This window comes from Gallibacterium sp. ZY190522 (assembly GCF_054166015.1).
This window is the reverse complement of record NZ_CM135118.1, coordinates 1,917,899-1,932,632: the sequence shown is the minus strand read 5'-3', so window position 1 is coordinate 1,932,632 and position 14,734 is coordinate 1,917,899. Positions and strand designations below refer to the sequence as shown.

Genomic DNA, 14,734 nt, shown 5'->3' with positions numbered 1-14,734 from the left:
GTGTAAAAAACAGCGAACAAGGATGTTTGCTGTTTAGCGTTTGGGAAATTTTAGTTTATCCTTTTGTAATTTCCATTGTTATCCCTTTTTAAGTAAGATAGATCTATAAGTGTTCGTCTTAATGTTGCAAAATCTCTATCAAACATAGAACAGAAAGAAGAAATTTCTTGTTCACTATATATTTCATTAAAATTAAGATTACTTATAATTTTGTCTAATATATCTTTATGGTATATATTTATTTTATTTTTTTGACTATTTGATGGTAATTTTTCCCAGATGATATCATTCAATTTAAATATTTTGTTTTCATTATATATTAAACCATAAGAAGTTAATGATTTTAATGATTTTTCAATAGTTTTTATATCTAAAAAAGTTATCTGCTTTATTTTTTCTATAGAGTTAAATTCTAGTTGGATTGCAGAATAAATAATTCTATTAGCTTTATTTTTTAGAATGGAGATAGGGTGATAATTCTTTTTGGTTATATCTCCAAAGTCAGGTAAAATAGGAGCCTGATTTATAATTAACATTTCCTCTTGAAAAGATTCTTTTCTATAAATGAGTTCATATTTCGTTTTTTTTCTAATTAATCCTAGCCCAGATTGTCTATATTTATGATTTTCTGTTAAAGAGATAATTTCGTATTGATCTGATAAGTGTTTAGAGATTTCTTCCCATAAAGGTGTTCTTATACTTCTTAATAGTTTGTTACCATTATTATTTATAATTGATGTAAAAAATGGTTCATGTAATGCTATAATACCTCCTTCAGATAATTGAGGAGTTAATCTATTTAAAAAGAAAGCGTCATCAACTAATGTTCCTGCGTCTAACCAAATAAGATCTATTTTTCCCCATTGTTGAATGTCTTTCATATTAATGTGATAAAAATTTTTTTTAATTATTTCAGAATGCATTTTATATGCAGGATTATTTTCTATAATTTCCCAAACCTTATTTGCTGAACTACCTTCACCCATTCCATCGTCAATAGATATTAATTTAGGAATAGGAATATTTTCTAATTTATTAGGAGGAAGTATAATTGATAATCTTTCGCTCCAATTTTCATTATTGCTAAGATTAATATCATTTTTTAATTCATTAAAGTATTCTATAATTGAATTTAGCATTACGATAGTAGAGTATCCTGCACCAATTTCAATTATTTTTAATGGTCTTAGCATCTTTATAAGAGAAGCTAAGACTTTACTTGAATTTTCTGTCCCCATACCTATACTAATCATATTTTTCTCCTATTTCGTTAATAAAACCTTTTGAATATAATTTTTCAATAATTTTTTGATCAGAATTTATCATAGAAAATGTTTTTTTAGATAAAATATTGAATAATTTTTTAGAGATAACGAATTTTACACCATTAATAGGGTTAATTATATATAATATATCTTTAATGTTATAGAATTTAATAAAAGGAGATAAATTATAGAGCTTTTTGGAGTAAAAATTGGTTACTGGATCTATATTAATGATTTTATGTCTATATAGAGGAATGATAGTCTTATATATCTCTATATTTCTTCCAAATAGATTTATTTTTTTTGAAAAATCTCCTGATAATAGAATGTTAAGATCCTCTTCTATAATCTGTATATAACTTTCAGAGATTGGATTAATGATACTAATACAAAGTGTATTATCCATAATATTTATTGTGTCTTTAAATAAAGTACACTCTTTATTTATATTAATTTTAACACCTCTTTTTACAATAATGTTACTATCTCTGATTAGACCTCTATTTGAATTTTCTATAAGAGAGTATCTGCTACAAATTTCATTTCTTTTTCCATATAAATATTCTATGATTTGCCAAGGGTATGCCCCAGTATTATTACAATAATAAAAGTTATCCATTTTATATTCCTCTTCTTTTATTTATAAATATAGAAACTAAAGATGTTGTTATTACAAAAAATCCACTGTATAGAAAATAATCTTTAATATAATCATCTTTAATTAAAAAGGATAATATAAAACCGAAAAGAACAGTTATTTGTATATAAGCAACATAGGATGGAATAACGCTTTTTTCAGAATTATTTGGGAAGGTTTCATAAAGAAATAGACTTAATAGAGTATTCTGTATTCCATTACCTAATCCTAAAATAAGTGAAAAAATAAGCATAATTAAGAAGTTATTGGTATAACCAATAGAAAACACTCCTAAACCAATTAATAAGGTTCCAGCAGATGCTCCAGCAGCAGTACCTATTTTTTTGAATAAGTCGCTTAATAATATTGGTGAAATAATTAATCCAAAACTAATGATTGATAAAAGAGTTCCGTAGTAATAGTTTGGGAAATTATTTATTTTTGTAATATAGGGTATAATTAGTATATTAAAGTTAGAGGTGGATAATATGGTGAGTGCTGTAGGTATAAGAACTTTTTTTACTTTAGTATTCTTAAATAAATTATATTTATCATATTTTATATCATTGCTATTTTTTGAGACGTTTTTTTTAGTTGTATAAAATAAAAAATTATTTTTTCCAAATAAAAACATAATTGGAATAAATGTAATAATTGATAATATAAAAAAAGAATATTGATTATATAATGTAAATAAAAAACTTCCCAGCAAAGGCCCAGTAATAAATCCTATATTTCTACAAGTATGAGCAACCTTATTTGCACTGTTTTTATTTTGAAATAATGGTATAATGGATAATATCTTAATCCATAGTAAATTACCTGTTGTTCCAAGAAAGAAAGAAATAATAAATATAAAATATGTTGAAGATAAAAAATAAGTTATATAGATTATAGAACCTTGTGTAGAGAAAATATAGATTAAATTTTTTATTGGTGTTTTGGGATGTAATAAATATCTAGATAAAGGTGTGGCAACAATACCCCCTATCATATAAAGAATGAAAACTAATGGTAAGATGCCGTCTTGCTCGTTTATCTGTAAAGATAATATTGTTTGTGTTGCTTCATCAGTTAAGCTGGATATAGAAATAGTTAAAATAAATAGTATAAAGAAGAGCCTCATTCTAAGTATCCCCATTCAAATAATTTTATTATAATATCTTTTTCCTGTTCTGATTTGTTATTATAAGTAATTCTATCTTCACTTATTAAATCTTCTAATAAATTTTTAATTTCTTTTGATTTTTTTATTTTCGCACAATAACCATTAGAAGAAAATATAATACTGTCTGAAAGTGGATACCATTGAAGAATAGAGTTTTTTTCTATAGAAAAAATCTCTTTTTTTTGAAATTTTTTGCGTGGTCTTGGTACTCCAATATAAAAGCTAGTATCACGTATTAACTGATTTATTATGCTTTGTATTAAAATTTTTTCAATTTTTAACTCATTTATTTTTAATATGATTTTATTAAAATTTTTATCTAAATTTACTGCTCCTGAATAAAAATTTATGTCATTTTTCTCCTCAACAAAACAAGATAGTTGTTGATTTATATATGTATATATATTATCTTTTTTATCATCTTTATCCCAGAGTGCAATATTTATTACAACTGATGTTTTATTAGGGCTTTCGGCTACATGAAAATAATTGTGTGGGAAATAACATACTCTATCTTTATTATTATGTAATATAATACTATCATTTTTATATTTATTGTATTCTGGATATTTTATGTGATTTATATTTTTATGGAGAGGATCCCAAGTATACATTTTTTTTCCATCTCTCATAGTAAATGAAAAGTTATGAGCATGATCAACATGAATTCCTGTGTGTGTAGAGTTATACCTTCCAATGAAACAGTCTATATCTATTCTTCCTAAGGGTCTATTAATTAGATTATTATTTAATTTTTTGGAAAAATCTCTTATTTTGTCCCATATAGATGAGGAAATAGTATGTAATCCAAAATATGCTATACACCAACTATTAGTAAAGCTATTTTCTAATCTAAAAATATAATCATCTAAAGACTCATTTTTTGTAATTAACATAGATGGATTTTTTGAAATAACTAATTTATTATCTATTGCAGTAATGAAGTCCATACTTTTATTTATTTTTTGATATTTAGTGAGATCTTCTTTATAAAAAAGTAAAGAGCTTATAATTTCATCTTCTATAAAAGGAATATTATTAATTTTTATTTCACAAGATTTTTTATTCCAGTACTTTGTAGAAAAGTTATGATCTATAAATGAAAACATGATATTCTCCTTTAATTAAAGTTCTTCTATAGCAATATTTTAATATTGTCGAGTATACTTGATGTTTTTGGTGTTAGTAGGAGGAATAATTTCTGAAAGTGTTAATTCTTCAATAGAGTGTTGGGATTGCTGAGCATATTTGACATTTTTAGTAGGCGGAATAATTTCTGAAAGTGTTAACTCTTCAATAGGGTGTTGGGATTGCTGAGCATATTTGACATTTTTAGTAGGCGGAATAATTTCTGAAAGTGTTAACTCTTCAATAGGGTGTTGGGATTGCTGAGCATATTTGACATTTTTAGTAGGCGGAATAATTTCTGAAAGAGTTAACTCTTCAATAGAGTGTTGGGATTGCTGAGCATATTTGACATTTTTAGTAGGCGGAATAATTTCTGAAAGAGTTAACTCTTCAATAGAGTGTTGGGATTGCTGAGCATATTTGACATTTTTAGTAGGCGGAATAATTTCTGAAAGAGTTAACTCTTCAATAGAGTGTTGGGATTGCTGAGCATATTTGACATTTTTAGTAGGCGGAATAATTTCTGAAAGTGTTAACTCTTCAATAGTGTTTTGAGATGATAGGGTGTACTTGATATTTTTAGTAAGAGAAGAGGTTTTTGAGAGTGCTAACTCATTAAGACTATTCATATTTAAGAAATATTTAATCATAAGTTTCACCTTTAGTACATAGATTAAAAACTGAACTAAAATTATCAAAAAAGAAAACATAAATCAACATTTTTTTTACATTTGAAGTGTTGTGTTGATGGTGAGTTAATTATTTGATTTTGTTATTTATTTTTTAAAGTCAATAAATATGCTCGTAGAGAATTAAAGATGGTAATTTCTTGTGAAAGCGTGCAGATTCTTTATAATCAGTAACAGCTTGCCTAACAAAGGATAATGGTATGAGTTTAGATTTAACCGAAATTCGTCAAAAAATTACTCAACTTGATCGCGAGATTTTGCGTTTATTGGCTGAACGTCATCAAGTTGCTTATGATGTGGTCAAAAGCAAAGAGATCACGAAAAAACCGTTGCGTGATATTGAGCGTGAACAGCAGCTGTTGGATGCGTTAATTCGTTATGCGGATAGCCAAAATTATCAATTAAATCCGCAATATATCACAGAAGTTTTCCAAAAAATTATTGAAGATTCAGTGTTGACTCAACAGGCGTATTTGCAGAATAAATTGAATCAGCAACGCAATAATCAAATTCATATCGCTTTTTTAGGAATGTTGGGGTCTTACTCTAATTTGGCTGCACGTCAGTATGCTGAGCGTTATCAAAAAGAGTTGATAGAGTTAAGTTGTGAATCTTTTCGTCAAGTGTTTGCAGCGGTAGAAGATGGCAAAGCGGATTATGGGGTCTTGCCGCTAGAAAACACTACATCTGGATCTATTAATGATGTGTATGATTTATTGCAACATACCGATTTGCATTTGGTCGGTGAATTGACTTATCCGATTCAACATTGTGTATTGATTTCAACACCAACTGATTTGGCGCAGATTGATACTTTGTATAGCCATCCACAAGTGATTCAGCAATGCAGTCAATTTATCAATTCGTTGCAGGGCGTACACGTTAAATATTGCGAAAGTTCTTCGCACGCGATGCAATTGGTAGCGAAAATTAATCGTGCGAATGTAGCAGCGTTGGGTAATGCGGAAGGTGGTAAACTTTATGGTTTGCAAGTGTTGCAAGATGGCATAGCTAATCAAATCAATAACATTACTCGTTTTATTGTGATCAGCAAAAAGCCAGTGGAAGTTTCGCCTCAAGTTAATGCAAAAACCTTGCTGTTAATATCGACAACACAGCAGGCAGGTGCATTGGTAGATGCGTTACTGGTGTTTAAGAAACATCAAATCATTATGACTAAATTAGAATCTCGTCCGATTTATGGCAAACCTTGGGAGGAGATGTTCTACGTGGAAATTGAAGCGAATTTACATCAGGAAAGTACACAACAGGCATTAGAGGAATTAAAAACATACTGTAGTTTTGTCAAAGTGTTGGGCTGTTACCCAAGTAATATTGTAAAACCGGCGTGAGGAAGTATGATGCTGAGTTTGATTGTAGCGATGACAAAAAATCGGGTCATTGGACGAGATAATCAAATGCCTTGGCATTTGCCGGCAGATTTAGCGTGGTTTAAAAAAAATACGTTGGGTAAGCCGGTGATTATGGGGCGGAAAACATTCCAATCAATAGGCAGAGCATTGCCGAATCGCAAAAATATCGTGTTATCCCGACAAGGTTTTCAAGCGGATGGTATTGAAGTTGTTTCAGATTTATCTCAAGCATTAGCATTAATAAAGGGTGAGAATGAAGTAATGATTATTGGTGGTGGACATCTTTTTGCTGAAACATTGCCGATAGCAGATCGTCTTTATTTAACGGAAATTGATGCCGAATTGCAAGGAGATACTTTTTTCCCTGAGATTGATCCGATGGTGTGGAAAACAAATTTTATTGAAACACGAGCAGTAGATGATAAAAATAGTTATACGTTAACTTTTAAAATTTTAGAACGGATGTAGAAAGAATAAACATAATCGAGAAATAAGGTGCAAATTCAGCGCCTTATTTTTTGGATTTAAACTCTTGTTTAGGTAACAAAAAGTAGTCGCCATAAGAAAATACCGAGTAGGGTAAAAGCAAGGCAACCTAATAAATGTAGGCAGATAACACCGATCGCAGTTAAGTGTTGTTGCCCTAAAAAAATGGCGATAACTTCACCGGAAAAGGAAGAAAATGTGGTTAAACTACCAAGAAAACCGGTAATAAAAAAGAGTCGCCATTCACTGCTAATCATTGGAAAACTAAGCAATGCGCCGCTGACAATTCCCATTAAAAAACAGCCTAAATAGTTAGCAATTAAGGTACCAAATGCGAACTGATGAAAAATAGGATTAAGCAAATTGCTTAATCCCCAGCGGGAACAAGCCCCTAGTGCAGCGCCGATAGAAATATAAAACAGTTGTAACATATTAAATAATTCCAAAGGTAGCGCGCAGATAGCTCGCTACCGCCTCGTGGGCGTGATGCCCGATAATCTCTAGTTGTGGCAAGGCGTGGATCAATGCAGGATTGGCATTTTGCATAATGCAACCTTTGCCAACAAAATCTAACATTGTTTCGTCATTCATTCCGTCACCGAAAGCAATACAGGCGCTATTGTTGTAGTGGCAATCGTGTAATACTTTTCTAAGGGCGTTTCCTTTGCTTACTCCTTTGTTCATAATTTCAAGGCAGTTGAGCGAGGCGTAAACGATCTCCGTATAATCACCATAGGTTTGACGAAGATGTTGTTCTAGTTCGAGCAAATCCTGTTGACAACGTGCAATAAAAAAGACTTTTTCTGTGCCTTGGGCATTGTGATGACGAAAATCGACAACCTGATAGCCAAAACCAGAGTCTTTATGATATTTTGCCATTTGTGGTACTTCACGATCGATAAACCAACCACTATCCTGATAGGAGTTGACAAAAATTTTGTTTTTATCGAACGGAACGTTCATTATTTCTAAGGCAAGATCGTTAGGTAAATCATTTTTATAAAGTAAATGTCCACTTAAATCGTGAATTCTTGCTCCATTTGATGTGATCATTCGGATATTTTCGATGCCTATTTTAGCGACAATTGAAAAAACATCCTCGTGTTTTCTGCCGGTTGCTACGACAATATCTACCTGTTTTTGCTCTAATTTTCTTAAAGTATCAATTGTGAAATCACCGACAACGTGCTGTCCGTTCAGAAGTGTACCATCCAAATCTGACGCAACTAATTGAAAAGGAAGTAAACTGCGCATAAAACCCCTTATCTGAAAAATAAAAAATAGTAGGAATAAATTTTAATGAGATTATATGTTAACAAAAAATGGGTGTTGCGGTTGATTTTTTGATTATCATAAAAATTAAAATTTTTTAATAAAACTATTTGATTCCGATAAAAAATGTGGTATCAATAAAGACGCTCAAAAGCACACAACATACATACTTAGACCCACATTGGATATTGAAACTATGAATTCTATTCGTTTTATTGGTATTATTATTAACCTCGTGGTGATTAGCATCACGAGGTGAGTGGTACGGCTGATAAAACTTTCAATATAAGATTTTAGGTCAGATGAACCCTCGCCTCAGCAGTAGGCGAGGGTTTTTTATCGTTTTAAGGAAATAAAAATGAATGGTGCAAGATTTATCACAGAAAGTTTAAAAGCACACGGAGTGACAACAATTTTTGGTTATCCTGGCGGTGCAATTATGCCGGTTTATGATGCGATTTATGATTCAGGTTTGGATCATCTGCTCTGTCGTAATGAGCAGGGAGCAGCAATGGCAGCGATAGGTTATGCTCGTGCCAGTGGTAAAGTTGGTGTTTGTATTGCTACTTCCGGTCCGGGCGCAACTAATTTAGTTACTGGTTTAGGTGATGCTATGATGGACTCTATTCCGGTTGTTGCGATCACCGGACAAGTTGCTTCACCGTTTATCGGCACGGATGCTTTCCAGGAAGCGGATGTTTTAGGTTTATCATTGGCTTGTACGAAACATAGCTTTATCGTGCAGAGTATCGATGAATTGCCGGAAGTAATGGCCGAAGCATTCCAAATAGCACAAAGTGGTAGACCGGGGCCAGTATTAATTGATGTGCCGAAAGATGTACAGTTTGCCAAAATAGAGCGCCAACCTCTTGTTTATCCTATCCCAAAACCTTTTTCAATTGAGCCTTCTTTATTAGAACAAGCAAAAACATTATTACAACAGGCAAAACGTCCAGTACTTTATGTTGGTGGTGGGGTTGGAATGGCTGATGCCGTAGCGGAATTACGTCATTTTGTAGAGATTACACAAATGCCGAGTTTTTCTACTATTAAGGGATTAGGCGCATTGCCAGCAGATAATCCCTATTATATGGGAATGATTGGAATGCACGGCACAAAAGCGGCGAATTATGCGGCACAGGAGAGCGATCTTTTATTAGTGCTTGGAGCTAGATTTGACGACAGAGTAACCGGTAAATTGGATAGTTTTGCCCCACAAGCGAAAGTTATTCACGTTGATGCCGATATTGCGGAAATCAATAAATTACGTCGTGCTGATGTGGCAATTCGTGGAGATATGAAGCAATTGCTACAACAGTTGGCAATGCCGTTACAAATTGATGCTTGGCGTGATGATGTACTTCGTTTAAAACAGCAATATGATTTTACTTATGCAGAAAATAGCGGTGATACGCTGATCAATCCTTGGTGGTTATTACATACGTTATCTAAAAAACGTAAGAAAAACAGTGTAATTGCTACCGATGTTGGTCAGCATCAAATGTGGTCGGCTCAACATATGCAACATTTTGATCCGAAAAATTATTTAACGTCTGCTGGTTTTGGCACAATGGGCTTCGGTTTGCCAGCAGCAGTTGGTGCGCAAAAGGCTCGTCCCCAAGATCAGGTGATATTAATTACTGGTGATGGTTCGTTTATGATGAATATCCAAGAGTTGGGTTCAATCAAACGCGGTAAATTACCGGTTAAGATCCTGTTGTTGGATAATCAACGTTTAGGAATGGTACGTCAGTGGCAAACACTCTTTTTCCGCGGTCGTCATAGTGAAACTATTTTAGAGGATAACCCTGATTTCTTAATGTTAGCGAGGGCATTTGATATCCCCGGTGAAAGTATTGAAAAAGGCAGTGAAGTCAATGCCGCATTGGATCGGCTCTTAAATGCTGAAGGTCCTTATTTATTACACGTTTGCATTCACGAAAATGAAAATGTGTGGCCGTTAGTACCACCAGGTGCAAAAAATGATGAAATGTTGGAAGATATTGGGGTGTAAGATGAAAAATTATCAAATCAGCATTACTGCACAGTGGCGACCTGAAACTTTGGAACGGATTTTACGCGTGGTTAGACATCGTGGCTTTGTTGCCGTTGATTTACAGAGTCACCTTGAAAATCAACAAATTAAAATAGCACTGACATTACAAAGTGAGAGAGAGTTGTCATTATTGACTAATCAATTAATAAAATTATATGGCGTGACTGATGTAACTATTGTCGGTAACGAACATTAAATTACAGGAGAGATTATTATGCCTAAACTACGTTCAGCGACCAGCACACAAGGTCGTAATATGGCGGGAGCACGTGCATTATGGCGCGCAACCGGTGTGAAAGATAATGACTTTGGTAAACCGATAATTGCTGTAGTTAACTCATTTACTCAATTTGTACCGGGACACGTGCATTTGAAAGATCTTGGTCAAATGGTTGCAAAGCAGATTGAAGAGGCAGGCGGTATTGCCAAAGAGTTTAATACAATCGCTGTGGATGATGGTATTGCGATGGGACATAGTGGGATGTTGTATTCGTTGCCATCACGTGAATTAATAGCCGATTCGGTAGAATATATGGTAAATGCACACTGTGCTGATGCAATGGTTTGTATTTCAAATTGCGATAAAATCACTCCGGGAATGTTGATGGCTGCATTACGTTTAAATATTCCGACCATTTTTGTTTCTGGTGGGCCGATGGAAGCAGGGAAAACCAAACTTTCTGATCAATTAATCCGTTTGGACTTGGTAGATGCAATGATTCAAAGTGCTAATCCGGATGTTACCGATCAGGATGTGGAAGTGATAGAACGTTCCGCTTGTCCGACTTGCGGTTCTTGTTCAGGAATGTTTACTGCTAACTCAATGAACTGTTTAACAGAAGCACTTGGGTTAAGTTTACCGGGGAATGGTTCTTGTTTAGCGACACACGCCGATCGTAAGAAGCTTTTCTTAAAAGCAGGATCGCAAATTGTTGAGCTTTGCCGCCGTTATTATGAACAGGACGATGACAGTGTATTGCCTCGTTCTATCGCTACTAAAGATGCTTTCAACAATGCAATGAGTTTGGATATCGCAATGGGTGGCTCAACCAATACAGTTTTACATTTGCTTGCTGCTGCACAGGAAGCAGAAGTTGATTTTACTATGACGGATATTGATCGCCTTTCTCGCCTTGTGCCTTGCTTATGTAAAGTGGCTCCGAATACCAATAAATATCATATTGAAGATGTGCATCGTGCCGGTGGGGTAATGGGGATTTTAGGTGAGTTGGATCGTGCCAACTTATTACATAATCAAACTCATACGGTGTTGGGGTTAACCTTAGAGCAACAATTAAATCAATATGATATTAAACGTGATGTCAGTGATGAAGTGAAATTATTTTATCGTGCTGGGCCTGCTGGAATTCGTACTACACAGGCTTTTTCACAGGATTGTCGTTGGGATAGTGTTGATGATGATCGCACACAAGGCTGTATTCGTGATAAAGCACACGCTTATAGTCAGGACGGTGGGTTAGCAATGTTAAGCGGTAATTTGGCGGAAAACGGTTGTATCGTTAAAACTGCTGGCGTTGATGAAAGCATTTTAACTTTTACTGGTCCAGCAAAAGTGTATGAAAGTCAGGAAGATGCAGTGGAAGGTATTCTTGGAGGTAAAGTGATTGCCGGCGATGTAGTCGTAATTCGTTATGAAGGTCCAAAGGGTGGCCCGGGTATGCAGGAAATGCTTTATCCGACCAGTTATCTCAAATCAATGGGCTTAGGTAAAGCTTGTGCGTTATTAACTGATGGACGTTTTTCCGGAGGTACTTCCGGTTTATCTATTGGACACGTTTCTCCAGAAGCCGCAAATGGTGGCACTATCGGTTTAGTGGAAGATGGTGATCTGATCGCTATTGATATTCCACAACGTAAAATTGAATTATTGGTGGATGCACAGGAGCTGGCAAAACGCCGTGCAGTAAGAGAAGAACAGGGTTGGAAACCGAAAAGTCGCCAACGTCAGGTTTCCTTGGCATTGAGAGCTTATGCTTCATTGGCAACCAGTGCAGATAAAGGGGCAGTTAGAGATCGTAGTAAACTGTAAGTGGTAACAAAATGGATATGCAAACTTTATTGACAACCGCCCAACCTAGCGGTTTGCAATATTTAAAGGCAATAGTGAAATTGGGTTCAAAAGTGTATGAAGCGGCGCAAGTTACGCCGCTACAAAAGATGGAAAAACTTTCTAATCGTTTAGATAACCAAATTTTTATCAAGCGAGAAGATCGTCAACCGGTGCATAGTTTCAAATTGCGTGGCGCTTATGCAATGATTTCAGCCTTGACGCCGGAACAGAAAGTAGCTGGAGTGATTGCCGCTTCTGCGGGTAATCATGCACAAGGAGTCGCTTTATCGGCAAAATTACTAGGTTTAAAAGCATTAATTGTTATGCCACAAAATACGCCAAGCATTAAAGTTGATTCGGTGCGAGCTTTTGGCGGAGAAGTGTTGCTTTACGGTGCTAATTTTGATGAAGCAAAGGCAAAAGCGATAGAACTGTCTGAAAGTAAAAAAATGACATTCATTCCACCGTTTGATCATCCATTAGTGATTGCAGGTCAAGGAACATTGGCAATGGAGTTATTGCAACAGAATTCGGATATTGATCGTATTTTTGTGCAGGTTGGCGGCGGTGGCTTGGCGGCAGGTGTTGCCGTATTAATCAAGCAGATGATGCCGGAAATTAAAGTAATTGGCGTTGAGTCGAAAGATTCCGCCTGTTTATATGCGGCATTAAAAGCAAAACATCCGGTTGATCTGGAGCGAGTCGGGTTATTTGCTGATGGTGTTGCGGTTAAACGTATTGGTGATGAAACATTCCGTTTATGTCAGCAATATCTTGATGATATTGTACTGGTGGATGGTGATGAAATCTGTGCGGCAATGAAAGATCTATTTGAAGATGTGCGTGCGGTTGCTGAGCCATCTGGAGCACTCTCTTTAGCTGGATTGAAAAAGTATGCACGTCAGCAGCAGCTTAAGGGCGAAAAATTGGCAGCGATTCTGTCAGGTGCGAATTTAAATTTCCATACATTGCGTTATGTCTCTGAACGTTGTGAAATTGGTGAAAATCGGGAAGCTTTATTGGCAGTAACTATTCCAGAACAGAAAGGAAGTTTCCTAACATTCTGTCATTTATTGGGTGATAGAGCGGTAACCGAATTTAATTATCGTTATGCTGATGATAGAAAAGCGTGTATTTTTGTTGGAGTTCGTACTGCTAATGAAGCAGAAAAAGCGGAAATTATCAATGATTTAAGTCAAGCTGGTTATTATGTAGAAGATATGACCAATGATGATGTTGCGAAAACACATATTCGTTATATGATTGGTGGTCGTCCGAACAGCGATAAATTTGAACGTTTGTACAGTTTTGAGTTTCCAGAGCAAAAAGGAGCGTTGTTGAAATTTTTGGAAACATTAGGAACACATTGGAATATTTCATTGTTTCATTATCGTGCACACGGTGCTGATTATGGCAATATTCTTGCTGGTTTCCAATTTGAGAATGATGATTTAGCCGATTTTGAACGCCATTTGAGCCAGTTGGGTTATGTATGTCAAGATGTAACCGATAGCAAAGCTTATCGTTATTTTCTTAGTTAAATAAAAAATGGCATAGTAGACAAAATTGTTGCTAAAAAGAGGCTTAAAGCCTTATAGTACAAGGCTTTAAGCCCTCTTTTTGAAATATGAATAAAAAACTGCCCATTTTGCCAAAGTGCAGAAATAAAGAAACATGGCAAATTAAATAATTTTCAACGTTATTTTTGTCACCAATGCCATAAAACATTTACGTTCAAAAAGAAATTAGAGCCAATAAAAATTTGGTCTGATTACACTTGTGGAAAACAAACTTATCAACAACTTGCAATTAAATATCATTGTTCCGTTAGAACCATTCAAAGATATATAGATAAATCCCCCAAAACACCCTTAAAATTACCTCAAAATCGATACCTGAACATTATTATGGATACCACCTTTTTTGGTCGCTATTTTGGTGTTTTAGTGCTGATGGATTCAAAAACAAATAAGGTAGTTTGTTATCACTTTATACGAACAGAAAAGGATATTTATTACAAATTAGCATTAAATCGACTAAGAGAAAAAGGCTATATAATTCAAGCTATTACTTGTGATGGGAGAAGAGGATTAATGAAAGATCTTTTTAATACTCCGGTACAGATGTGTCAATTTCATATGATAGCTATTGTAATGAGAAAATTAAGAAAAAAACATCAATCATCAGCAGGTAAGGAATTAAAAATTATCACTAAAACAATAACAGAAAGTACAAAAAATGAATTTTATCTTCGCTTACATACATGGTATTTAAAGCACGAGATTTTTTTAAAAGAACGAAGTGAAAAAGCGAATGAAAAAGGCTATTTCCCATATAAGCATCGAAACATAAGAGGCGCTTATGCCAGTTTAAAATGGTATATGAATTATTTATTCTATTTTGAAAAGTATACTGAAATAAATATTGAAAAGACGACAAATAGGATTGAAGGATTATTTAAACATCTAAAACGTCAATTAAATAATCATAATGGCTTAACAAAACAGCATAAGATCATGTTTATAAAGGATTTTTTAAATAAAAAGAGTTGCTAATATTTTGAAAAATAAATATTAGCAACAAAATTGT

At 34.0% G+C, this 14,734-nt stretch carries 14 protein-coding genes; 7 read left to right on the top strand and 7 right to left on the bottom strand.

Going from position 1 to position 14,734, the window contains the following annotated elements:
- Window positions 1-50: 50 nt before the first annotated feature.
- The 5 genes from ACXPAV_RS09315 to ACXPAV_RS09295 are packed head-to-tail and all read right to left on the bottom strand — an operon-like array spanning window position 51 to window position 4,848.
- Window positions 51-1,253, bottom strand: coding sequence for a DUF2087 domain-containing protein (locus tag ACXPAV_RS09315; RefSeq protein WP_013746183.1), 1,203 nt, complete (start codon window positions 1,251-1,253; stop codon window positions 51-53).
- Window positions 1,246-1,884, bottom strand: a complete 639-nt coding sequence (locus ACXPAV_RS09310; protein ID WP_013746184.1) for a hypothetical protein — start codon at window positions 1,882-1,884, stop codon at window positions 1,246-1,248. Before ACXPAV_RS09310 ends, ACXPAV_RS09315 begins: the two co-directional genes overlap by 8 nt.
- A 1-nt stretch (window position 1,885) precedes the next feature.
- Window positions 1,886-3,028, bottom strand: coding sequence for an MFS transporter (locus ACXPAV_RS09305; RefSeq protein ID WP_013746185.1), 1,143 nt, complete (start codon window positions 3,026-3,028; stop codon window positions 1,886-1,888).
- Window positions 3,025-4,179: a hypothetical protein gene (locus ACXPAV_RS09300; protein ID WP_052115766.1), complete on the bottom strand. Its 1,155-nt coding sequence runs from the start codon at window positions 4,177-4,179 to the stop codon at window positions 3,025-3,027. Before ACXPAV_RS09300 ends, ACXPAV_RS09305 begins: the two co-directional genes overlap by 4 nt.
- Window positions 4,180-4,218: 39 nt before the next feature.
- Window positions 4,219-4,848, bottom strand: coding sequence for a hypothetical protein (locus tag ACXPAV_RS09295; protein ID WP_458003337.1), 630 nt, complete (start codon window positions 4,846-4,848; stop codon window positions 4,219-4,221).
- Window positions 4,849-5,087: 239 nt separating this feature from the next.
- Here ACXPAV_RS09295 and pheA point away from each other — a divergent pair, with 239 nt between their 5' ends.
- Together pheA and folA are read left to right on the top strand one after the other, a co-directional pair.
- Entirely contained in the window at window positions 5,088-6,239 is a 1,152-nt protein-coding gene (gene pheA, locus ACXPAV_RS09290; protein WP_458003336.1) for a prephenate dehydratase, read from the top strand.
- 6 nt (window positions 6,240-6,245) lie between these two features.
- On the top strand, window positions 6,246-6,728 hold the full coding sequence (gene folA / locus ACXPAV_RS09285) for a type 3 dihydrofolate reductase (RefSeq protein WP_458003335.1): 483 nt from the start codon (window positions 6,246-6,248) through the stop codon (window positions 6,726-6,728).
- A 68-nt stretch (window positions 6,729-6,796) separates the two neighbouring features.
- Here the strand turns inward: folA and ACXPAV_RS09280 are convergent, their stop codons facing one another.
- Together ACXPAV_RS09280 and ACXPAV_RS09275 are read right to left on the bottom strand one after the other, a co-directional pair.
- Complete coding sequence (locus ACXPAV_RS09280; RefSeq protein WP_458003334.1) at window positions 6,797-7,177, bottom strand: fluoride efflux transporter CrcB; 381 nt, start codon at window positions 7,175-7,177, stop codon at window positions 6,797-6,799.
- Window position 7,178: 1 nt separating this feature from the next.
- Window positions 7,179-8,000, bottom strand: coding sequence for a Cof-type HAD-IIB family hydrolase (locus tag ACXPAV_RS09275; RefSeq protein ID WP_458003333.1), 822 nt, complete (start codon window positions 7,998-8,000; stop codon window positions 7,179-7,181).
- Between the two features lie 376 nt (window positions 8,001-8,376).
- On the opposite strand from ACXPAV_RS09275, the gene ilvG reads away from it, so the two are divergent.
- From ilvG to ACXPAV_RS09250, 5 genes are all read left to right on the top strand, one after another.
- Window positions 8,377-10,032, top strand: a complete 1,656-nt coding sequence (gene ilvG, locus ACXPAV_RS09270) for an acetolactate synthase 2 catalytic subunit (protein WP_458003332.1) — start codon at window positions 8,377-8,379, stop codon at window positions 10,030-10,032.
- Between the two features lies 1 nt (window position 10,033).
- A complete protein-coding gene (ilvM, locus tag ACXPAV_RS09265) occupies window positions 10,034-10,270 on the top strand; it encodes an acetolactate synthase 2 small subunit (protein ID WP_039085554.1) in 237 nt (78 codons plus the stop codon).
- Between the two features lie 18 nt (window positions 10,271-10,288).
- Window positions 10,289-12,124: a dihydroxy-acid dehydratase gene (ilvD, locus tag ACXPAV_RS09260; protein ID WP_458003331.1), complete on the top strand. Its 1,836-nt coding sequence runs from the start codon at window positions 10,289-10,291 to the stop codon at window positions 12,122-12,124.
- A 17-nt stretch (window positions 12,125-12,141) separates the two neighbouring features.
- Complete coding sequence (ilvA, locus tag ACXPAV_RS09255; protein WP_458004414.1) at window positions 12,142-13,686, top strand: threonine ammonia-lyase, biosynthetic; 1,545 nt, start codon at window positions 12,142-12,144, stop codon at window positions 13,684-13,686.
- A 90-nt stretch (window positions 13,687-13,776) separates the two neighbouring features.
- Window positions 13,777-14,700: an IS256 family transposase, variant Zn-binding type gene (locus ACXPAV_RS09250; protein ID WP_458004413.1), complete on the top strand. Its 924-nt coding sequence runs from the start codon at window positions 13,777-13,779 to the stop codon at window positions 14,698-14,700.
- The last annotated feature ends 34 nt before the right edge of the window (window positions 14,701-14,734 follow it).